The organism is Segatella baroniae B14, assembly GCF_022024235.1.
GTDB lineage: Bacteria > Bacteroidota > Bacteroidia > Bacteroidales > Bacteroidaceae > Prevotella > Prevotella bryantii.
The window spans coordinates 1,155,927-1,178,474 of sequence record NZ_CP091799.1 but is presented as its reverse complement, the minus strand read 5'-3'; the positions used below and the strand labels follow the sequence as shown (position 1 = coordinate 1,178,474).

Annotated in this window: 14 protein-coding genes; 1 reads left to right on the top strand and 13 read right to left on the bottom strand. The window is 36.6% G+C overall.

Annotation, left to right across the window (positions count from 1 at the left end; genetic code table 11):
• Window positions 1-45 precede the first annotated feature (45 nt).
• The 9 genes from L6469_RS04985 to L6469_RS04945 form a co-directional block, all read right to left on the bottom strand.
• Window positions 46-2,010: a sodium:solute symporter family transporter gene (locus tag L6469_RS04985; protein WP_006283154.1), complete on the bottom strand. Its 1,965-nt coding sequence runs from the start codon at window positions 2,008-2,010 to the stop codon at window positions 46-48.
• A gap of 17 nt (window positions 2,011-2,027) precedes the next feature.
• Window positions 2,028-3,185 carry an aldose epimerase family protein gene (locus tag L6469_RS04980; protein WP_371262730.1) on the bottom strand — a complete coding sequence of 386 codons (1,158 nt, stop codon included), beginning with the start codon at window positions 3,183-3,185 and terminating at the stop codon, window positions 2,028-2,030.
• A 214-nt stretch (window positions 3,186-3,399) separates the two neighbouring features.
• Window positions 3,400-4,560, bottom strand: coding sequence for a galactokinase (gene galK / locus L6469_RS04975; RefSeq protein WP_006283156.1), 1,161 nt, complete (start codon window positions 4,558-4,560; stop codon window positions 3,400-3,402).
• Between the two features lie 45 nt (window positions 4,561-4,605).
• Window positions 4,606-5,931 carry an MFS transporter gene (locus L6469_RS04970; protein ID WP_006283157.1) on the bottom strand — a complete coding sequence of 442 codons (1,326 nt, stop codon included), beginning with the start codon at window positions 5,929-5,931 and terminating at the stop codon, window positions 4,606-4,608.
• Window positions 5,932-6,040: 109 nt separating this feature from the next.
• Complete coding sequence (locus L6469_RS04965; protein ID WP_006283158.1) at window positions 6,041-7,129, bottom strand: aldose epimerase family protein; 1,089 nt, start codon at window positions 7,127-7,129, stop codon at window positions 6,041-6,043.
• Between the two features lie 164 nt (window positions 7,130-7,293).
• Window positions 7,294-8,589, bottom strand: coding sequence for a bifunctional folylpolyglutamate synthase/dihydrofolate synthase (locus tag L6469_RS04960; protein WP_006283159.1), 1,296 nt, complete (start codon window positions 8,587-8,589; stop codon window positions 7,294-7,296).
• A gap of 57 nt (window positions 8,590-8,646) precedes the next feature.
• Window positions 8,647-9,795, bottom strand: a complete 1,149-nt coding sequence (gene dnaJ / locus L6469_RS04955; RefSeq protein ID WP_006283160.1) for a molecular chaperone DnaJ — start codon at window positions 9,793-9,795, stop codon at window positions 8,647-8,649.
• A gap of 30 nt (window positions 9,796-9,825) precedes the next feature.
• Window positions 9,826-10,443: a nucleotide exchange factor GrpE gene (locus L6469_RS04950; RefSeq protein WP_371262731.1), complete on the bottom strand. Its 618-nt coding sequence runs from the start codon at window positions 10,441-10,443 to the stop codon at window positions 9,826-9,828.
• 43 nt (window positions 10,444-10,486) lie between these two features.
• Window positions 10,487-12,103, bottom strand: coding sequence for an ABC-F family ATP-binding cassette domain-containing protein (locus L6469_RS04945; RefSeq protein WP_006283162.1), 1,617 nt, complete (start codon window positions 12,101-12,103; stop codon window positions 10,487-10,489).
• Window positions 12,104-12,175: 72 nt separating this feature from the next.
• On the opposite strand from L6469_RS04945, the gene L6469_RS04940 reads away from it, so the two are divergent.
• A complete protein-coding gene (locus tag L6469_RS04940; RefSeq protein WP_006283163.1) occupies window positions 12,176-13,072 on the top strand; it encodes an RluA family pseudouridine synthase in 897 nt (298 codons plus the stop codon).
• Window positions 13,073-14,095: 1,023 nt separating this feature from the next.
• On the opposite strand, the gene L6469_RS04935 is transcribed toward L6469_RS04940, so the two are convergent.
• From L6469_RS04935 to thrA, 4 genes are all read right to left on the bottom strand, one after another.
• Window positions 14,096-17,044, bottom strand: coding sequence for a two-component regulator propeller domain-containing protein (locus L6469_RS04935; protein WP_039870948.1), 2,949 nt, complete (start codon window positions 17,042-17,044; stop codon window positions 14,096-14,098).
• A 142-nt stretch (window positions 17,045-17,186) separates the two neighbouring features.
• Window positions 17,187-18,503, bottom strand: coding sequence for a threonine synthase (gene thrC / locus L6469_RS04930; RefSeq protein WP_006283166.1), 1,317 nt, complete (start codon window positions 18,501-18,503; stop codon window positions 17,187-17,189).
• Between the two features lie 4 nt (window positions 18,504-18,507).
• Window positions 18,508-19,782 (bottom strand): cofactor-independent phosphoglycerate mutase, encoded by a 1,275-nt coding sequence (locus L6469_RS04925; RefSeq protein ID WP_006283167.1) that lies wholly within the window; start codon window positions 19,780-19,782, stop codon window positions 18,508-18,510.
• Between the two features lie 12 nt (window positions 19,783-19,794).
• Complete coding sequence (thrA, locus tag L6469_RS04920; RefSeq protein WP_027452871.1) at window positions 19,795-22,230, bottom strand: bifunctional aspartate kinase/homoserine dehydrogenase I; 2,436 nt, start codon at window positions 22,228-22,230, stop codon at window positions 19,795-19,797.
• Window positions 22,231-22,548 lie beyond the last annotated feature (318 nt).

The window sequence follows — 22,548 nt, the reverse complement described above, 5'->3', positions numbered from 1 at the left end:
TAGAGCGCCACTGTCGTGTGCGCTCTAGAACAGAATAGATGTAGATTACCAGAGTAAAGCATAAAGTAGGAATGTGATAGCTACAATGCCGATAGTTCCATAAGTATAACTACGTGAAGTAGCAAATAAGCTCAGATTAACATCCAATGCCTTTACATCTTTAACTTTGTCTTTAGCATTACTGTTAAGCCATATTGCACATTGGCCAACTAATACACCAAAGAAGAAGAATGCCTGGAAACCAATGTCATTGAGATAAGCGAGGAGGTTGTTGTTTGGATCTGCATTAGGATTAAGAGCTCCACCGATTGTTACAATTGCTGCAGCGATAATCATTAGCAAACCAATGCCACCGAGAACTTTTGCCCACATTTTCATCTTTGCTTGATCATCTTCGCTTGGAAGTTCTACACTGACATACTTATTATCAAAGTATGATACAAGGAAGAAGAAGGTAACCAAAATCATGAAAACATAACCCGCGCGAAGTTGAAATGCTACTTGAGGAAGGGTAACTTTAAAGAGAACACCCATAGGGATTGTTAACACGGCTGTCCAAATAGCGGCTTTAGATGAAGCACGTTTCCAAAGTAGACCAAGTCCAAATACGGTGATAATACCAGGATAGATGAAACCGGAATATTCCTGAATATATTGGAAGGCTTGATCTAATCCTCCAAGAAGTGGTTTTACAGCAACGGCTGCAATAACGAGTGCACAAATAGAAACTGTACGACCTACGTTTACGAGAGTCTTATCACTTGCTTCTTTATTGATATATTTTTTGTAAATATCCATAGTGAATAGGGTAGATGTCGAGTTAAACATAGAAGCAAGAGAAGATATGATAGCAGCTGCTAATGCGGCAAAGCTAAGACCCTTAATACCTGTTGGAGTAAAGTTTCTAATCAACCATGGGTAAGCGTCATCAGAAACATTAACTTTTCCATGTAGACTCATGGCTGTAAATGCATCAGGGTTACCCTTAAGGATATAGTATGCGCATATACCAGGTATAACTACAATGAATGGAATCAGAATTTTGAGAAATCCTGCAAAAACCAAGCCTTTCTTAGCCTCTTCGATATTCTTAGCAGCAAGTCCTTTCTGAATAATGTACTGATTGAATCCCCAGTAACCTAAGTTAGTCAACCACACACCACCGACTACTGCTGCGATACCAGGTACATTCGCAAATGCTGAGCCGTTATGGCTTTCTTGAATTATAAGATGGAAGTGTGTATCATTGATGTGTGTACCTGTTGTAAGATCATGGTACATTTGTGAGAATGCGCTCAAAGTATCTGTACCAAGAGCAATACCCATTTCCTTTAATGCTATATATGCGGTAATGAGACCACCACCAACGAGGAATGTTACCTGCATAACGTCTGTCCATGCAACGGATGCAAGACCTCCATAGATAGAATAGACTCCAGCGATGATAAAGAGAAATAGAATAATGATCATACGAACGGAAATAGTCATGCCCATGACTTCTACAGAAATTCCCTGAAGACCTAAAATCTGTTCTATTGCTAATGCTCCTAACCATGCAACAGAGGTGAGATTCACGAAAACATAGAGGAATAGCCAAAGAATAGAGAATGCTAAACCTACGCCGTCATTATAACGTTCACGAAGGAATTGAGGAATGGTAAAGATCTTTCGATCTAACATTACTGGTAATAGAAATTTTCCGATTACTACCAATGTTACGGCTGCCATTACCTCGTATGCTGCAATTGCAATACCATCAGCATAGCCAGTTCCAGACATGCCAATAAACTGTTCTGCAGAAATATTTGCGGCAATAAGTGATGCACCAACGGCCCACCAAGTTAAAGTGTTACCTGCAAGAAAGTAATCGTTTGCAGTTTTTTCTTTTCCGTCTTTGTTGCGGCTTAAAAATAATCCTAAGCCTACAAGAAGACATAAGTAGATGACCAAGATTATAAAATCAATCGGTTTAAATCCAGATGAAGCTAATGCTTCTGAAATGTTATTCATTTGTTTTTTCTTTTAGGTTATTTATTGACAGAGAATTTATAGATTAAGTGTGACTCATATTTTTGACCAGGTTTTAAGAATGGATTTGAAATTTCCCATCCTGGTGTTTTGTTAACAATCTTGGTAGGAGAATCAGGATACTTTTGACTTTCAAAGCATACACTTACGTGTTTTGGATATTTAATACCTTTCTTGCAAGTAATTCCTGTTCCTTGGAAGTTGCCGGTGTATACTTGAATACCTGGTTCATTTGTGAATACTTCTAGCTTAATACCAGTAATAGGAGAGTATAAGCTGGCTGCAACTTCTTTTAAGTTGCCTTTGCCATTCTTAAATGTATTCAAACACCAGTTATGATCGTATCCTGTAGCATTTTTTATCTGATCGTAGGTGGTGTCCACTATTGTTTCGCTAATGGCGTGTGCCTTACGGAAATCCATAGGGGTACCTGTTACATCCTTGATTTCACCTGTTGGGATATATAGGCTATCTGAAGGGGTAAATTTATCTGCATTAATGTACATCACTTGGTTTGTGCCTTCTTTAGAAGGATCACCATTAAGATTGAAGTAGTTGTGATTTGTCATATTAATCACAGTTTCTTTGTCGGTAGTTGCTTTAAAAGTGATGTCAAGGGAGTTATTATTTCTGACAATATAAGTGGCTGTTGCTTTTACAGTTCCTGGGAAACCATTATCTCCATCTGGTGATGTAATAGCAAATGTAACTGAAGAATCAGTTTTCTCAACGATGTCATATACTTTATTGATCCAGCCAGTGTTTCCTCCGCCATGAAGACAATTTCCATTATCATTCGGGCGTAATTTATATTCTTTGCCTGATACAATAATTTTTGCATCTTTGATACGGTTTGCATATCTACCGACCGAACTTCCATAATCTGATGGAGAGTTTAGTGTGTCTGCGAATTGATGTATATTGTCATAACAACAAACAACATCTGTTGGATCACCATTTTTGTCAGGGACGGTGATGCTAACAACTCGTCCACCATAATTGGTAAGACAAACTTCCATGCCGCTGTGATTGGCTAATTGAATAAGTTGTGTACGTTTACCGTTAATGGTTGAATCGAAATCTTCGGGATTAAGGCCAGATGCAGTTATGCTTCCTGGTCTGGTACCAGTACATGACAACAATACTAATGAGGTCATTCCGATACCCATGATTTTTTTATTCAAGTTTTTCATATTCCTTAATGGGTTATTAGGTGTTATTATAAATTATGGGTGTAAAATTAGCACTTTTGTGGCTAAGTTGTATCTGTTCTAGTCTATTATTTTATTTACGAAGTGTCTTTTTAACACTTTTAAGCAAAAAAGCCCGCAATCAAATAGACTGCAGGCTTTGTATGTTTAGATATATGATTTAGCAAACTTTGTGTGAACCTTCGGAGATGATAACATCGATGACAGCTGGCTCGTGTCCATATTTCTCGTTGAATCGTTTCTTCGCATCAGCAATGAAAGTATCATAGATATCATCTTTAACGAGATTGATGGTACAACCACCAAATCCTCCACCCATGATACGGCTTCCTGTTACACCATTTTCTTTTGCAATATCATTTAAGAAGTCTAGTTCTTCACAACTAACTTCATACTCTTTGCTAAGTCCATAATGTGTTTCAAACATTTTTTGTCCTACTGTTTCGTAATCACCCTTTTCAAGAGCATCACATACAGCTAAAACACGGTCTTTTTCGCCTAGAACGAAGTGTGCTCTTGTGTAATCCTCTTCACCTACTTCTTGACGAACTTCCTCAAGTTGTTCCCAAGTACAGTCACGAAGGGTTTCAAATTTAGCTTCAGGATGTTTAGCTGCTATATGTTTTACTACATTTTCGCAACTGTTACGTCGATCATTATATGGAGAACCTTTTAGTTCGTGTTTTACTTTAGAGTCAAGTAAAACAAGTTTATAGCCTTGAGGATTGAAAGGATAATATGCATATTCTCTGCTTCTACAATCCAAGCGGATTAATTTGCCTTCTTGACCAAATACACTTGCAAACTGATCCATGATACCGCAGTTTACACCAATATATTTATGCTCTGTAGCCTGACCGGCAAGTGCTAAGTCCCATTTAGAGATTTTACCGCCAGCGAAAAGGTCACTTAATGCAAAAGCGAAACAACTCTCTAATGCTGCTGACGAACTCATACCAGCTCCGAGAGGTACATCACCATAAAAGGCAGCGTTAAATCCTTTAACATCAACGCCTAACTTCTTCATTTCCTGTACAATACCATAAATATATCGTGCCCATGTAGCTTTTGGACCTTCAGGATCATTTACTTTAAATTCTACTCGATCTTTCAAATCTATAGAATAGAGCATTACTGTATCTGTATCATTTGGTCTGACCTCAGCCATGATACCTTTATCTACTGCGCCAGGAAATACGAAACCACCATTATAATCGGTGTGTTCACCAATAAGGTTGATACGACCTGGACTCATATAAATGTTACCAGTTTTTCCGTCAAAGTGTTTGATGAAACGACTTCTTACAATTTCTATATCCATAGTTTTTAGGTTAAATTTGTATTTTTATTTTCTTATTGACTAGTTTTAATCTACAGGAATATTTTTATTTACATTTTTGCAACCAACAAGTGCATAGTAGAACATATAAGCTACTGCTGCAAGATATACGAAGTAACTTGGCATGTATCCAATTTTATCAGCAAAGAAATTCTGAATTACTGGGATAACACCACCACCAACAACCATCATCATGAAGATGCCAGATGCTTGTGCTGTGTATTTTCCAAGTCCTTCAGTAGCTAGATTAAAAATTGAGGCCCACATAACAGAAGTGCAAAGACCTACCAAGACCAAAAGAAGTGCGCTCATAGGTACCATGACGAAGTTGAGTTCACTTTTCATGATATCGAAGATAGGCATATTTACAGTAATTGATTTTGGAGTAAAAATTGCAGCAAGAATAAGAACCATAGCTGTAGCAGTAGTGCAAAGCATCAATGTGCGAGAAGAAACTTTACCTGCGATGAAACCTGCAATAAAACGTCCAATAAGCATGAGTAGCCAATACATTGCAGCAACAGCTCCTCCAATTGTGGCTGCATTAGTTACTGATTCGGGATTTACCCAAGCACCATTTACAGTTTGATCACTGAGATAAAAGTTAAGGCCACCTGGTATACCAACTTCAACTCCCACGTAAACGAAAATTGCAATAACACCCAAAGTACAGTGGCGGAAACTCCATGGTGAGTGTTCGAATTTTGTTTCGGCTGTAACTTTACCCATTTCTGGATCTTGAATAGGTATAAAGAGAAGGATAATGAATGCACATGCAAAAACAGTCATGGCTATATACATTACAAGGTTAACATCTGCCATTTTGGTGGCTGATGTTACAGTTCCAATAAGTGCACCAACAAGCATAGGTGTCATGGTTCCTGATAATGAGTTTAGAGTACCGCCAATCAGGTTCAATTGGTTTCCACGGTTACCGCCACCACCAAGTAAGTTAAGCATTGGATTTACAACTGTATTGAGAATGCATACAGAAAAACCAGATACAAAGGCTCCAAAAAGGTAAATACAAAAGCCTGGAATACCAGAACTAAGTCCTGAGCAGAATTGGATAAGAACACCAATGAATCCTACGGCTATACCAATAAGTGCAGAACGCTTGTAGCCTAGATTTGTAAGCATTTTACCAGCAGGTATACCCATAAAGAGATAAGCAAAAAAGTTCATGAAGTTGCCCATGATACCTAATACGTTGCTACCTCCAATTTCAGGTTGATTTTTCCAAATGACGCCAATAGGAGCACCGAGATTGGTTACAAAGGATATCATTGCATAAAGGAAGAACATTGTTATGATGGCAATGATACTTCCGTTCTTTTGTTGTGAGTTTGACATTATAATTAATTTTATTTTTATTATTGGTAGTAATTAGGTCTTCTACAAGACAATGTTAACCCCTCTCCATTTATATTAATGGTGGGGGGCTATCATGGTTTTAGGATATTTATTCTACAACACCAAATTTATAGATTGTTTTTTGTTTGTATCTTTCACCAGGTTTAAGTACTACAGATGGGAAATATGGTCTATTTGGAGTATCTGGGAAATGTTGAGCTTCAAGGCAAACAGCAGATCGGCGTGGGAAGGTTGCACCATGTTGCCCTTTAATGCCTGCCAAGAAATTACCAGTGTAGAGCTGCAAGCCTGGTTCTGTAGTATATACTTCCATGGTTCTTCCACTTCCTGGATCTGTAATTCTAGCTGCGAAACTTAATTCGCCTTCTTCTTTTTTGTTAAGCACATAGTTGTGGTCGAAACCGCTGCCGTTTTTTATTTGCTCATTATCAGCATTAATGTCTACACCAAAGGCTTTTGGTGTACGGAAATCGAATGGTGTTCCTTCTACTTTTCTAATTTCTCCAGTAGGAATGCTTGTGTTGTCAATTGGAAGATAAAAATCCGCATTAATTTCACAAAGCTGATTATCAATAGTAGGTGTAGGATTAGCGATTCCTTGAAGTGAGAAGAAACCATGATTGGTTAAGTTGATGATGGTCTTCTTGTTAGTTGTTGCTAAATACTCGATAATGAGTTCGTCATTGTCTGTGAATGTGTATTCTACTGTGATTTTAACTTCACCAGTAAAACCTTCTTCTCCATATGCACTTACAAGGTTAAGAGCTACACTTTGTTCACCCATAGGATGTGCATCCCATACACGTACATTATAACCTTTGTTACCTCCATGAAGATGATTAGGGCCATCATTAGTTGCAAGCTGATATTCTTTGCCATTTAATGTGAATTTTCCCTTACATATACGATTACCGAAGCGGCCGATAAGTCTTGAAAGATAACCTTCTGGTGAATTTACGACATCTTGTATGTTGTCGTGACCTTGAATAACATTAGCTAGATTACCATTTCTATCAGGGACCATAATTGCAACGATGGCACCGCCGAAGTTTGTAACTGCAACAGCATGGCCTTTGCTGTTTTTCAAGATATAAAGATCTGTTTTTTTGCCATGAATAGTGGTCTGGAAGTCTTGGTACTTCAGACCACAGATTGTTTCATTTTCTGTAATGCTCATAATATTTATAAGTTTTTAGTCGCTATAATTAAGTTTGTTAGACTCTATTAAATTGATTGTTTCTTGCAAAGTAACGAAAAAATAGTGGTTCTTCCAAATTTTTAGTGATAAAAAATGAATACCAATTGATTCAAAGTTTTAAAAAGAATCAATTGGTATTCACCTTATTTTTTCTGTTGTAAGTAACAGAGTAAGTCAGCAACTACGTAGCTACTACCGCCTATGAAAATGAAATCTTCGTTATCAGCATCTTCTAGGACTGAGTTATATGCTTGTACTACACTAGGGTAGCATTTACCTGATAAATGGTGAGTTTTGGCTATCTTTGCTAACTTTTCTACAGGAATAGCTCGGTGTGAGCTGCATTGAGTCCAATAGTAAATAGCTTCTTGAGGTAGCATTTCCATGACGGTGTCAACGTCTTTGTCGTCTACCATGCCAAATACAATACGTTTGACTTTGTTTTTTTGGTTCTTAATTTGTGTGCTAAGATATTGCCATCCTCCAGGATTATGTCCTGTGTCACAAATAGTTAATGGCTTTTTTTGGAGTTCTTGCCATCTACCCATGAGTCCTGTATTTTTACAGACTTTAGCAAATCCACTATTAATAGCTGATTTGTTCTTTATAAGGCCTTGATCTTCTAAAATATGAATTGCGTTGAGAATGGTGTTTGTATTCTTGATCTGATATGCTCCTGATAGTTCACTATGAATACTCCCGTAGTCCTTGGTGATATAGTCTATCCCCCCATTTATAGGAAAATTATAATCATCAAATTGTATGTTATCTTCTGAAAATATGATAGGTGCATTCTTTTCTTTTGCTATATTTTCAAATACAGTTTTTGTTTCAGGAATGCTTTCTCCGATGACTACAGGTGTGGATTTTTTTATAATTCCAGCTTTTTCTGTAGCGATTTGAGCTAGAGTGTTCCCTAAAAATTGCGTATGGTCTTTGCTGATATTTGTAATAATACTCAATATAGGGGTAATAATATTAGTACAATCTAGTCTGCCGCCTAAGCCTACTTCAATAACAGCTATATCAACTTTTTGATCGGCAAAGTATTTGAATGCCATAGCTGTTGTCAATTCGAAAAAAGAAGGATGTAATGGTTCAAAGAAATTAGAATGTTCTGCAACAAAGTTTATTACATAGTCTTCGGATATACATTGACCATTAATACGAATTCTCTCCCTAAAATCTATAAGATGTGGAGATGTATATAATCCTACTCGATATCCTTGTTCTTGAAGAATTGATGCTAGAGTATGAGAACATGAACCTTTTCCATTTGTTCCTGCTATATGGATTGTCTTAAAGTTTTGATGTGGATGTCCAAAGTGTTCATCTAAAAGATGAGTGTTAGATAATCCTTCTTTATAGGCACCGGCTCCAATTTTTTCGAAGACAGGGGTACTATTAAATAGGTATTCTACGGTTTCAAGATAGTTCATAGTGTTTTTATAATAAACCCACGAACCTTTTATGATTCGTGGGTTCCTATTAATCAATTAATTGAAATAATTTCTGAATTTTTGGAAGATAGTCTGTTTGGTAGAATGATCTCCCTTAAAATTTTCGCTATCGCGAAGATCTTCAATAGCTTTACGTTCTTCTTTTGTTAATGTCTTTGGAACGAATACACTTATATTCACAACTAAATCACCAGTTCCATTCCCGTAGCCTTGTACAGCAGGTAGACCTTTTCCTCTAAGGCGTAGAGTCTTGCCTGGTTGAGTACCAGGTTCTATATTTATGGTAACAGTTTTGTTGTCAATAGTTGGAATTTTAGCTTCGCCTCCTAGTGCTGCAGTTGGAAAATCTAATAACAAATTGTAAATGACATCATTTCCATCACGTACAAATACATCGTTTGGTTCTTCCTCGATGAATACTTGGATATTTCCAGGTACGCCATTATGTTTTCCTGCATTACCTTTACCAGGAACATTGACTACCATGCCTTGTGACACGCCTGCAGGAATCTTGATTTCGACAACTTCTTCACCTTTTACGACTCCTTCTCCGTGACAGGCAGAGCATTTATGAGTAATAACGGTTCCTTCTCCATGACAAGTAGGGCATTCTGCTTGTGTTTGCATCATTCCCAACATTGTACGAACAGTCTTTACAGTAACACCACTACCATGACAAGTTGGACATGTCTCTGGTTGAGATCCTCCTTCAGCACCTGTACCGTGACAATGTTCACAAGTAATATCTTTACGAAGTTTGAATTTTTTGGTTACACCTGTTTGAATCTCACTTAATGATAGTTTTACTTTTAATCTGAGATCAGAACCGCGGAATCGTGCTTGGGTATGACCTTGGCTTCTGCCTCCAAAGCCACCAAAGCCACCACCACCGAAAATATCGCCAAACATAGAGAAGATATCCGACATATCCATGCCAGCACCTCCAAAGCCACCAGCCTGCGGACCATCAAATCCGAACTGATCATATTGACGACGTTTTTCTTCATCTTGAAGTACGCCATAAGCTTCTGCTGCTTCTTTGAATTTTTCTTCAGCTTCAGCATTTCCTGGATTACGATCAGGATGATACTTGATGGCTATTTTTCTATAGGCTTTCTTGATTTCATCTTGCGAAGCATTTCTGTCAACACCTAATACTTCGTAGTAATCTCTTTTCTGTGCCATTTATTCTTTAGAATATTTTTTTCTTGAAAATTACTGACCAACTGCAACTTTGGCATGACGAATCACTTTATCATTCAGAGTATAACCTGCTTCTACACAGTCTATAATCTTACCTTTTTTATCATCACCCATACCTGGTACCATAGCTATTGCTTCGTGGTATTCAGTGTTGAAATCTTGGTCTGTAGTCTCGATTTTCTTAACACCCATACCTTCTAAAGTTTTGTTGAACTTTTTGTATATAAGTTCAAATCCTTCTTTAATAGCTTTGGCATCTTCGTTTTTATCAGCGATAGCACGTTCAAAATCATCAAGAATTGGAAGAATAGCAGAAATAGTCTTTTCGCCACCGTTAAGGATTAATTCAGCCTTTTCTTTCAGTGTGCGTTTACGATAATTATCAAATTCTGCAACAGAGCGCAAATATTTATCTTTGAGTTCAGCTATTTCAGCTTGTGCTACTTCCAGAGGATCCTTTTCTTCAGTATTGTCAGTTGTTTCCTCATTTTTATTAGAGTCTTCTGCCTTTTTGTCAGTATTATCCTCTTTGTCAGTTTCAGGATTCTGCTGCTGGGCTTCATCCTTTATTTCTTCCTCAGGCTTATTGTTGCCGTCTTCGACTTTAATTTTCTTTTCTTTTGCCATAATTATAATTTCTTTTGTATATTATGAAGCAAATAGTATGCCAATATTAATTATTGTACATTTGAGTTTTTAGAGCTTTAATATCCTCATCATAGATATACTCATCGTAACTCATCATTTTGTCGATAGTACCATTTGGAGTTAATTCAATTATACGATTAGCCACAGTCTCAATAAATTCGTGGTCATGAGAACTGAAAAGAACATTACCTTTAAATGATACCAAGTTGTTATTGAAAGCTTGTATACTTTCCAAGTCAAGGTGGTTAGTAGGAGTATCGAGGATAAGACAGTTCGCATTTTGAAGTTGCATACGTGCAATCATACATCTCATCTTTTCACCTCCGGAAAGAACATTTACTTTCTTCTCAACTTCTTCTTGACGGAATAACATTCTTCCTAGGTATGCTTTCATAGCAACTTCGTTTCCTGGGCCATATTGACTGAGCCATTCTACCAAGTTTTTGTCGCTATCAAAGAATTTTGTATTGTCGACAGGAAGATAAGCTGTTGTAATAGTTACACCCCATTTGTATTCACCTGCATCTGCTTTTCGATTACCGTTGATAATTTCAAAAAGTGCAGTCATAGCTTTAGGATTATGGCTGAGGAATACTATCTTTTGATCCTTTTCAACAGTAAAGTTTACATGATCAAAGAGAACCGTTCCGTCTTCATCTACTGCTTTCAGATTGTCTACCTGTAGAATTTGGTTACCTGGTTCGCGATCCATTTGGAATATGATTCCTGGATATTTACGGCTTGAAGGCTTGATTTCTTCGATATTAAGTTTAGACAACATTTTTTTACGAGATGTTGTCTGACGACTTTTGGCAACATTGGCAGAGAAACGGCGGATAAACTCTTCTAGCTGCTTTTTCTTTTCTTCAGCTTTCAACTTCTGATTTTGTGCCTGACGTAAGGCTAACTGACTACTTTCATACCAGAAACTGTAGTTACCTGCAAATAATGTAACTTTACCGAAGTCGATGTCGACAGTCTGTGTACTTACAGCATCAAGAAAGTGACGGTCGTGACTTACTACCAATACGGTCTGTTCTATATTTCCAAGATAGTCTTCTAGCCATTCTACTGTATCAAGGTCAAGGTCGTTAGTAGGCTCATCTAGCAAAAGATTCTCAGGGTTACCAAAAAGAGCTTTAGCAAGAATAACACGAACTTTCTGGTTGTTGCTGAGATCAGACATCTGCATGTTATGATATTTTTCTTCGACACCAAGATTTTGGAGCATTTGAGCAGCATCACTTTCTGCTTCCCATCCATTCATCTCTGCAAATTTTTCTTCAAGCTCTGCAGCACGTGTTCCATCTTCTTCTGTCATTTCAGCTTTTGAATAAAGCTCCTCTCTTTCCTTCATGTTCTTCCATAAAGGTTCGTGACCCATCAAAACGGTATCGAGTACGCGATATGCATCATATTTAAAGTGATCCTGTTCCAATACAGACAAGCGTTCTCCAGGTCCGAGCTCTATAGTACCTTTGTTTGGCTCTAATTCTCCACTTATAGCGCGAAGTAAAGTTGATTTTCCGGCACCGTTTGCACCGATTACGCCATAGATGTTGCCATGTGTAAATTTTAGATTTACATCTTTGTAAAGAACTCTTTTTCCAAACTGGATTGCAAGATTTGTAACTGTTATCATTTTATTGTTTTTACCTTATTATATAATAATTGGGTGCAAAGATACTATTTTTTTTTGTAACTTTGCACCGAAATGAAGAATTATACACAATATGGTCGTTCTAACGACTATGCACATTACACGGTTGATAAGCCTGCTTTACTTTTGGAATGGCTTCTTGAGAATGTAAAAGGGGAGAGTAAAAGTAAAATTAAGGCAACACTACAAAATCATGGCATTCGCGTGGGATCAAAGGTAATAACCAAATTTGATTACCCGCTTAAACCTGGTATGAAAATCCATATCAGTAAAAATAAGCGTAATAATGCTTTTAAGAGTAAGTGGATGAAAATTGTCTATGAAGATCAATACTTGGTAGTTATTGAGAAAAATGCTGGTATCTTGTCGATGGCGGCTGGACATTCTTCACTGAATTGTAAGACTGTACTTGACCAGTATTTTAATGAAACTCGTCAGCATTGCCAAGCTCATGTAGTTCATAGGCTCGATCGAGATACAAGTGGCTTGATGATTTATGCGAAAGACAAAAAAACAGAGTTGTCACTTGAGGAAGATTGGCATAATACTGTATATGATCGTCGCTATGTAGCAGTGGTTTCTGGTGAAATGCGAGAGGATGAAGGTACGGTGGCAAATTGGCTGAAAGATAATAGGGCTTATATTACTTTCTCTAGTCCAGTTGATAATGGTGGTAAATATGCTGTCACTCATTTTCGTGTGTTAGATAGAACTCCAAATCATAGTTTAGTTGAATTTAAGTTGGAAACGGGACGAAAAAATCAAATTCGTGTACATACGGCAGATATGGGACATCCTGTTTGTGGTGATATAAAATATGGCAATGGTGACAATCCACTTGGTAGATTGTGCCTTCATGCTTATGTTTTATGTTTTGTGCATCCTGTAACTCATAAACGATTAGAGTTTGAAACCCCAATTCCTGGTAATTTCCGTCATCTGTTCAAATAGTAGCATGATGGACAAAAATGATAATTATCCTTTTTTATTATGAATAATTTTTCTTTTTATATAGTAGCTTTACTTGTCGTTGTTGTTGGCTTTTTGATTGTTAAGAAAGTTACAACATGTCTTTTTAAAACGATAATTGGAATTATAGCTTTTGCTGTTATTCTTGCAATTTATTATTTATATTTTGCTTAAGTTTGTCAGTTGTATTTGAATTTTGATGCATAAGTCGTCTCATGGTTTGATTATTTATGATGGACATGCTATAATATCTCCAAAACGAAAGTTCTATTTTTTGCTATATTTGATTGAAAATCAGTATATTGCTTCGCTGATTTGATAAATGCATGGTAGAAATATAGTGTTTTTGACTTAAAAACATCGTGTTTATGCAGTGAAGTCATAGTGTTTATCTGCTCAGCTGTATGTTTTTACTCATCACCAGTTATGTTTTTGCTGGAAGTGAGGGTAGGGGGTTATTACAAAATATCAAATGGATAGGATAAAATTTGAAATTTTCAAGTGATGTGACGATTCCTGTTGGCTACATTTCTTGATAGTTTATTTTACAGATAATCTAACAGACTGTAAAGAAAATCTGCAGTAGTTCGACTATTATTGTTGTGACAAAATTCAGTGCTTTGATAACATTCTTATGCTCTATTATGAAATACTTATATTGCTTGATAATTTAGGTAATGTATATAAAATGAAAAGGATGCTTGCCCATATAGGTCCGCATCCTTTTCAATTTTACTTCCTAAACTTATGTTCAGGAAAAAATTTTCTTAGAGGTAATTTGTGTTAATTAAGAAATTTAAGCGAATTTTGAAACATTCCTAAAATCACTTTCGGGAAATGCTTCAAGTAGAATTATATGTAAAACTTCAATCTATTTTTGTTTTCTATTTCAAAATTAATAAAAATCTTTTTATATTACAAATTTTGTACGCTTTTTTTTAAAAAAAAACGGAATTTTTGGATAATTTTTTCGAAAAATAGACAAATAATAATGACCTTTTATTCTTAGTTAGATTCTTTTCCTGTTTCATTTTGATCGGATGATTTCTTTTCTTGTTTTTCATCACGATATTTACTAGGAGTTATTCCGATTTTATTTTTAAAAATTCTAGTAAAATATACAGGATCATTGAATCCGCATCGATATGCGACTTCTGCAATTGTGCAATTATCTCCTTCTAGATACATACATGCTTTTTTTAGTCTAAAATCACTGATAAATTCCTTAGGGCTAAGGCCAGTAAGACTCTTTACCTGGTTATAATAGCTGGTACGGCTAAGATGACTTTGTAGTACCATATCTTCTATTTTAAGACCACTTTCAGAGTAATGCTGTTCAAGCCAGTCAAGTTGAGCTTTGACAAAATCGTAATCTTCTGTATGTTGAAAAGCAATTTCGTCAGGGCCAATTTTGAGTATATGCATTTTTGCTAAATTCTCTTTTACCATTTTCTTACGCCACCAGAAAAAGACGAAGATGGCGGATAGTGTTAGGATAATATATATCCAAATGGCAATAGAAGATGCTAAAAAATAAGGTGGCACTATTACTGTTATAACTTTTTCATCATATTGTTCTTTAGAAGCAAATGGTAATACTGCGCGTACTCGGAATTTATAAGTACCAACTGGAATGTCACTAAAGCTTACCATTCTATCTTCTGGAGCATTATGCCATTCTTTATCATGCCCTTCTAGTTTGTAGAGATAATGTACACGATGTTGTAACTGATAATTTAAAGAAGCAAATCTAAATGAAAAAACGCTTGTTCGAGATGGCAGTTCGACTACACCGCTATCAGGTATATAGTAATCATAGGTATTTGTTAATCGAGGAGATTGGAGCTTATCGTTGATATAGAAATCTGTGATAGCTAATTTCAATTGACTACCAGAAGGGGTACCCAATTTATTACAATCTACCAAATAGTAACCGTTAAGAGTTCCAAATATCATTTTACCATTAGGCAAAGTGATAGCTCCCCCTTCACTACAAGTTACTTCACCAACACCATCTGATATGGAATAAGTGGTCAAGAAGTCTTTTTCAGGATTGTAGCTGCAAATATTTTGATCGCTTGAGAACCAAACATCACCAGAATGGCTAAAGGTAATGCTATGAATCTCATTACTAGGTAGTCCATTTTTTTCGGACAAAACCTCAAAGCGATAAAATGCGGAATCCGGTACATATTTAGCTTTAGCCAAACCTCCACCATTTGTAGCAATCCACATATTATTGTTCTTGTCTCGAGCAATTTCGATAATATCATCAGAGAAGAGCTGGCCATTTATGTCTGGTGTCTCAGGGAGTGGGGCTGCTATATATTTGCCATGTGCTTTATGAAATACGAGAATACCTTCAGAGGTTCCTGCCCATATTTCTCCATTTCCTGCCATACAAACAGTTCTAGCCTTTTCATAGGTATTTGATAGACCCGTTATAGGCAGAAACTTTCCGTTTTTATAAGCCTTGATACCTTGTCCATATGAGGCAATCCAAATTACACCATCTTGATCTTCAACAGTTGTATATGTTTTGTCTGTAAGAATAGGTTTATTATTTCCTAAGATGAAGAGACCTTTGTCTTTATTTGAAATCCAAATTCGTCCCTTACGATCTTGCATCATACCATAAATTCTCCCTCCGAGTGATTGTATGAGTTTTTTAGTACCGTCTGCCATAACCTGGTAGATATTACCTTTTTTGTTGCCAACAAGTAGGCGATTTCCTACTTTGTCCCAAAGTATAGCTCGGGTTTCATTTATTGCATATTCATTATTTCCAGGGAAAAGATAGTAGCGGTGTATACGTCGATGTATGAGTTCAAGTCGTTCTAAACCCCTACGGATGGTACTAATCCATAATACACCTTCAGGTACTACGTTATAGGTAGAAACTGTATTGGAAAGGTCCCAAGAATTTGCTGGGTTATTGTGGAAATAGTTGATTTGATCTAGGTTCCTATCATAATATCCAAAGCCACCGTGATTCATTTTAATCCACATAGTGTTACCAAATTCAAAGATTTTGGCACCTTTAACATCAGTTTCTGGCGCAGGAACATCTTGATTGAAATTTTTGATGATGCCACTTTGAAAATTATAATTCGAAATACCAGGATCAGTAGTGGTAAACCATAGTAATCCATGCTTGTCTACATATAATGAAGTGATATTTAGTTTAGTATGCATATCGTATTCTTTCATAAGCTTTTGTGGTTTATGAATGTCGAATTGCAATACTTGTCCTTTCTTTGTGCCAATAAACATATTTCCTTGATGAAATAACATGGTACTGATGTTATTATCCTTGATGTTGTTTGGTCTGGATAAAGTATGTGTTTTTAAATCTAGCAAAAACAAACCTTTATCAGAACTAAACCATAATTTGCCATTGTTATCAGTAACCATGTTGGTAATGTCAAGATGAGCAATTTTGTATAATTCATTACAAAGTTTGCCATCAAGCATAGAAAAACGGTAAATACCTTTTCCTCGGATAAATGCATAGTAAGAGCCATCTTGTCCCATTAGTGTTAGTTCATGAGTACATTTTAAATTGGCTCCATCTTGTTTATTGAGAAATGCAGACTGAATGCAATCTGTTTTTCTGTTCAGAACAAACAATCGATGATCATACATTAGCATCCATATGTTACCTTCTAGGTCTGGAGAAAGTGTTAAAATTCTGTTGTGTAAATGCGGAATGCAACTATTCTTGCCTGTGGTATAGTTAGTGAAATTAAACCCATCATAGCGTGTTAGACCACTCCATGTACCAATCCAAATATATCCATAAGAATCTTGTACAATGTCAGATATGGCATTGCTAGGAAGCCCTTCAGCAGTTGAATAGTGCGTATGTGTTGCTTGATATTCCAGACTGAATGTTTTAAGGCTTATGACTGAGAATATGACGACGGCCCATAGGCGAATACTTAATCTAATCATCTGCTATATATTCTACTTTTCACTTGTTTTTGTTGGTCGAATTTATTTTTGCAAATATACAAAATAAACCCGATAGCGCAAAATGTTATCGGGTTTATCGTTTGTAAGAAAGTTATATTATTTCTAAAATAGTGAGTAGAAATTATGCTTTCATTAAGAATGATTTGAATGCGTTAAAATCATTAGGCATATTAATGCTTTGCTTTTTACCTTTCATGAATTCTGCTAAGCGTGTAGGAATGTCGATGTCTTGATTGATAATATCATCAACTTTTTCTTTAAATTTAGCTGGGTGTGCAGTTTCAAGGAATATACCAACTTCTCCAGGTTCCAAGTTTTCTTTAAGAGCCCTGTAGCCACAAGCCCCATGAGGATCAAGTATATATTTAGTTTCGTTGTAGCATTGGTTCATTGTTTCTTTAATCTGTTCGTCAGTATATGTCGCGCCACTAATCAAGCTTGTAATATCTTTGTGGCTACCTTCGAATAAATCATAAATTCGAGCAAAATTTGAAGGGTCACCAACATCCATGGCATTGGCAAGAGTCTGTACAGATGGCTTTGGATTATATTCACCTGTTTTCAAATACTTATAGAAAATATCATTGGCATTATTGGCAGCTATAAATCGTTTAATAGGTAGCCCCATTTTATAACCAAATAGTCCTGCACAAATATTTCCAAAATTGCCGGAAGGAACGCAAACTACTAAGTTTGATTTATTGTTTCTTTCTAAAATATTAGCTTTTTTAAGCTGTGCATAAGCATAAAAATAATAGAAAGCCTGTGGCAAGAATCTAGCTACATTAATGCTGTTAGCAGAAGTCAGTTTCATGTGTTTATTCAATTCTTTATCCATGAAGGCTTTTTTTACCAATGCTTGACAATCATCAAACACACCGTCAACTTCGAGAGCTGTGATATTCTGTCCGAGTGTAGTGAACTGACTTTCTTGAATTTTGCTTACTTTTCCTTTAGGATAAAGTACATATACATGTATACCGTCTACACCAAGAAAGCCATTAGCAACAGCACTTCCTGTATCTCCAGAAGTCGCAACAAGTACGTTGATGTCTTTTGCGCCTTCCTGTTTTACAAAATATTGTAAGAGACGAGCCATAAATCTTGCGCCTACATCTTTAAATGCTAGTGTAGGGCCGTGGAAAAGTTCCAAAGAATAAATATTATCTTCTACTTTTACGGCAGGAACATCAAATGCTAGTGTGTCATAAACGATTTTCTTCAGAGCTTCAGGTTCAACATCTTCACCGAAAAAAGCATTTGCAACCTTATAAGCTATTTCTTGGAATGATAAATCCTCAATGTGGTCGTAAAATTCCTTTGGTAATTTATTAATAATTTCTGGCATATACAGACCTTTGTCTGGTGCCAGTCCTTTTACTACAGCCTCATGGAGGGTAGCAGTTTCTGCATTTTTGTTGGTGCTATAATATTTCATATGTTTAGTATTTCATAAATGTGTCCATAAATTGTTGTAATTCTATTAAGCCATATTCTCCGGTTGTACAGCTAACTTCGTCATACTGTTGTACCGTATCGGCTTGTATTCCTTTGTACCAAATAAGAAATGGTACAGGTTCTTTTACATGAGTTCGTATTTCGACGGGTGTAGGATGGTCTGGAAGAACAGCGATGCATACGGGTTCATTCCAGGTCATTATTTCATTATAAATAGGTTCAATAACTCTATGATCAAGATATTGTATGGCATTAATTTTTAATTCGAGATCGCCATCATGCCCAGCTTCGTCCGTAGCTTCAAGGTGAAGATATACAAAATCCTGTTTTTTGAGAGCATCTATTGCAGCTTTTGTTTTACCTTCATAGTTGGTGTCTGCCAAGCCGGTTGCTCCTGGAACTTTAATAATATCTAGTCCAGCATAATGTCCTATTCCACGTATAAGATCGACTGCGCTGATAACGCTACCTGATTTTATGGTAGGGTACATTTGCATTAAAGTCTTCATGCTTGGTCGATATCCGCCACTCCAAGGCCAAATAGAGTTAGCTTGTCGTTTTCCTGATGCTGCCTTATTCTTATTATATGGATGTTCTGACAGTAATTGTTGACTTTTTAATATCAAGTCATTTATAAGATCGGCAGTTTCTTTACCTGATAGACGAACTTCTCCTGTAGGTTTTCCATCTAATCCTATAATAGGCTCATGTACATCCTCCCATCCTGGCTCGCTTTTTACAAGAAGAGGTTTCCATTCTTCATTCGGGTGATCGTGTGGAGGAGCACATACGATGTGCTTACTTGCGTATTTTATAATGAGAAGGTGACGATATTGTATACCTGTGATAAATTTCACATGTTCATTCCCAAGTTTTTCATTTAAGTATTTCATGAGAATGTCTCCATCTTCTGTAGACAAGTTACCTCCATTGTGTGTTATAATTTTCCCGTCTTCCAAATAAATGACGTTACAACGGATAGCCATATCTTCTGGAGCCATTTCATAACCGATAGAAGCAGCTTCCAAAGGACCTCTTCCTTCGTATACCTTATTTAAATCGTAGCCCATGATAGCCGTGTTTGCTACCTCAGAACCTGGCATAAAACCTTCAGGGACAGTAATTAATCTTCCCGTTTTTCCTTCTTTAGCAAGGAGATTCATATATGGAGTTTTTGCATATTGAAGTAAAGTCTTACCACCAAGTTTTTCTACAGGGTGATCAGACATTCCATCACCTAAAATAATAATATGTTTCATTTGGTAATCCTTTTATATATTGGCTATTGACATGATATTTGCGAATACACCAGCAGCAGTTACGCTAGCTCCTGCTCCGTAGCCTTGAATTAGCATAGGGAATTCTTTGTAGCGTTCTGTGGTCAACATTACAATATTGTTTGAACCTTCTAAATCATAGAAAGGATGTCGCATGTCTATTTCTTGTAAACCTACACTGGTTTTGCCTCCTTCAAAAGTAGCGACGAATCTCCAACGCTTCTTTTCAGCCTCAAGTTTCTTTCTTTTGACCTCGAATTCTGCATCTAATTCAGGAAGGCGCTTCCAAAAGTTTTCGACATTTCCCTCAAAATATTCTTTTGGAATAAATAGATTTTTTTCGACATCTTCTTGTTCCACTTTGTATCCAGCTTCGCGACTCAGTATAACGAGTTTGCGAACTACGTCTGTGCCGCTCAGGTCAACTCGTGGATCAGGCTCTGCATATCCTTCTTCTTTGGCTAAGCGAACAGTTTCAGAGAAAGGACAATCAGAAGATATTTTATTGAAAATATAGTTTAATGTTCCGCTTAAAACTGCCTGAATCTTAAGTATTTTGTCACCAGAGTTACGTAAGTCGTTTATAGTGCCAATAATAGGAAGCCCAGCTCCTACATTTGTTTCAAATCTGAATTTCACGCCTCTAGATAGAGCTGTGTTTTTTAATCGAATATAGCTAGTGTAATCACTAGATGCTGCAATTTTATTTGCTGCTACTACAGACACATTGTGATCTAAGAGGCTTTGATAAAGAGCGGCCACGTCTTTAGATGCTGTGCAATCTACAAATACCGAATTGAAAATATTCATGGCGATAATGTGGTCTCGAAGTTTTTCCGGTGAACTCGTTTCACTCTTTTTGAGTTCTGCCTTAAAGTTATCCAAATTTAGACCATCTCTATTGTAAATTGCATTATGTGATGAAGCAATACCTACAACATTCAATTTTAGACGACTTCGCTCTTTTAGTTCCTCGTATTGTTTTTTTATCTGTTCTATTAGTTTTCCTCCTACTGTACCAACGCCACAGATAAATAGGTTGAGTACTTTGTAATCTGAAAGGAAAAAACTATCATGGAGAACGTTCAAGCTTTTGCGTAGAACGTCGGACTTGACAACAAATGAAATATTCGTTTCAGATGCACCTTGGGCACAAGCAATAACACTAATACCACTCCTGCCTAGGGTGCCAAAGAGTTTACCTGCAATACCTGCTGTGTGTTTCATTTTTTCGCCGACAATAGCTACAGTAGCAAGGCCTTTTTCTGCGTGCATAGGGAACATGGCGCCATCTTCTATTTCTGCAGCAAATTCATGGTCAAGAACTGCTACTGCAGCATCAGCATCTTCTTCTTTTACGCCTACAGAAGTAGAATTCTCAGAAGAAGCTTGGCTCACTAGGAATACAGATATTCCTTCTTTGGTGAGAGCTGTAAATATTCGTCTATTGACACCTATGACACCAACCATAGACAAACCGGTAACAGTGATTAATGCTACACCATTTATAGAAGATATACCTTTTATCAGTTTATCATCTTCTTGGATATGATTTAAAATAATGGTTCCTGGATTATCTGGGTTGAATGTGTTCTTTATTCTGATAGGAATATTTTTCACACATACAGGATATATCGTTGGGGGATATACGACTTTAGCTCCAAAGTTGCAAAGCTCCATTGCTTCTATATAACTGAGCTCAGGAATTGTATATGCGTTTTTTATGATGCGTGGGTCAGCTGTCATGAAGCCGTCTACATCTGTCCATATTTCAAGAACTTCAGCATCAAGAGCTGCTGCAATAATAGCTGCAGTGTAGTCACTGCCACCTCTTCCTAAATTGGTGATTTCATCAGTATCTCTGTCTCGTGAAATAAATCCTGGAACGAGTGATATACGTGGAAGATCTTCAAATGTATCTTTTACTAACTTGTTCGTCAGTTCGCTATCTAACATGTTTTTGTGATTCTTCCATTCCGTTTTGATGAAATTACGAGAATCAAACCATTTAGCACCTTTGATTAGACTGGCTACGATGTTACTAGAAAGACGTTCTCCATAGCTGACAATGGCATTCTGTGTTTTAGGGCTTAAATCGTGTATCAGATAAACACCATAATAGATACTCTTCAATTGTTCAAAGAGCTGATCAACTGTGTTAAACAGATTTTCGCGTTTTTTGGTATCAGTAATAATGGTGTCGATCATCTTATGATGACGGTCTACCATGGCATCAAATTGATCTTTCCAACGATCGTTGTGTTTTAGTGCTAATTGTGATGTAGAAAGCAATTGGTCAGTAATTCCACCAAGTGCACTAACAACAACTACTACTGATTGCTTTTTCGCTTCAGCTTCTACAATATTCTTTAAACTCAGAATACTGTCTACGGATCCAACTGAGGTTCCGCCAAATTTTAATACTTTCATACTTTTTTAGATTAACGGCCCCGAAACGGACGGGGGGATAATTTTTGTAAATGAGTGAAATAGAATAAAGAGAACCAACGCTCAAAGGCGCCTACCTAACAACAGAGGCGAAATTGATTACTGGGTTTCTCTCTCTTCGAATTTCGATGCAAACAATAGTTTGCTAACTCTGTACGTTTGCAAAAGTACTAATTTTATAAGGTTATACCAAGAAAAATATAAAAAATTGTAAGTAAAACTTTTGAAAAAGCAGATTATTGTAATCATAAAGGTCGAATATATCTTTTTTTTAATAGCTAAAAAAAAGAGTTGCTATCT

What these genes read in the sequence shown, in the direction of transcription:
- dnaJ (WP_006283160.1), bottom strand. Translation starts at nt 9,795, where the DNA reads ATGGCACAGAAAAGAGATTACTACGAAGTATTAGGTGTTGACAGAAAT.
- thrA (WP_027452871.1), bottom strand. Translation starts at nt 22,230, where the DNA reads ATGAAAGTATTAAAATTTGGCGGAACCTCAGTTGGATCCGTAGACAGT.
- L6469_RS04960 (WP_006283159.1), bottom strand. Translation starts at nt 8,589, where the DNA reads ATGAACTATCTTGAAACCGTAGAATACCTATTTAATAGTACCCCTGTC.
- L6469_RS04925 (WP_006283167.1), bottom strand. Translation starts at nt 19,782, where the DNA reads ATGAAACATATTATTATTTTAGGTGATGGAATGTCTGATCACCCTGTA.
- L6469_RS04985 (WP_006283154.1), bottom strand. Translation starts at nt 2,010, where the DNA reads ATGAATAACATTTCAGAAGCATTAGCTTCATCTGGATTTAAACCGATT.
- galK (WP_006283156.1), bottom strand. Translation starts at nt 4,560, where the DNA reads ATGGATATAGAAATTGTAAGAAGTCGTTTCATCAAACACTTTGACGGA.
- L6469_RS04935 (WP_039870948.1), bottom strand. Translation starts at nt 17,044, where the DNA reads ATGATTAGATTAAGTATTCGCCTATGGGCCGTCGTCATATTCTCAGTC.
- L6469_RS04980 (WP_371262730.1), bottom strand. Translation starts at nt 3,185, where the DNA reads ATGACCTCATTAGTATTGTTGTCATGTACTGGTACCAGACCAGGAAGC.
- L6469_RS04945 (WP_006283162.1), bottom strand. Translation starts at nt 12,103, where the DNA reads ATGATAACAGTTACAAATCTTGCAATCCAGTTTGGAAAAAGAGTTCTT.
- thrC (WP_006283166.1), bottom strand. Translation starts at nt 18,503, where the DNA reads ATGAAATATTATAGCACCAACAAAAATGCAGAAACTGCTACCCTCCAT.
- L6469_RS04965 (WP_006283158.1), bottom strand. Translation starts at nt 7,129, where the DNA reads ATGAGCATTACAGAAAATGAAACAATCTGTGGTCTGAAGTACCAAGAC.
- L6469_RS04940 (WP_006283163.1), top strand. Translation starts at nt 12,176, where the DNA reads ATGAAGAATTATACACAATATGGTCGTTCTAACGACTATGCACATTAC.
- L6469_RS04970 (WP_006283157.1), bottom strand. Translation starts at nt 5,931, where the DNA reads ATGTCAAACTCACAACAAAAGAACGGAAGTATCATTGCCATCATAACA.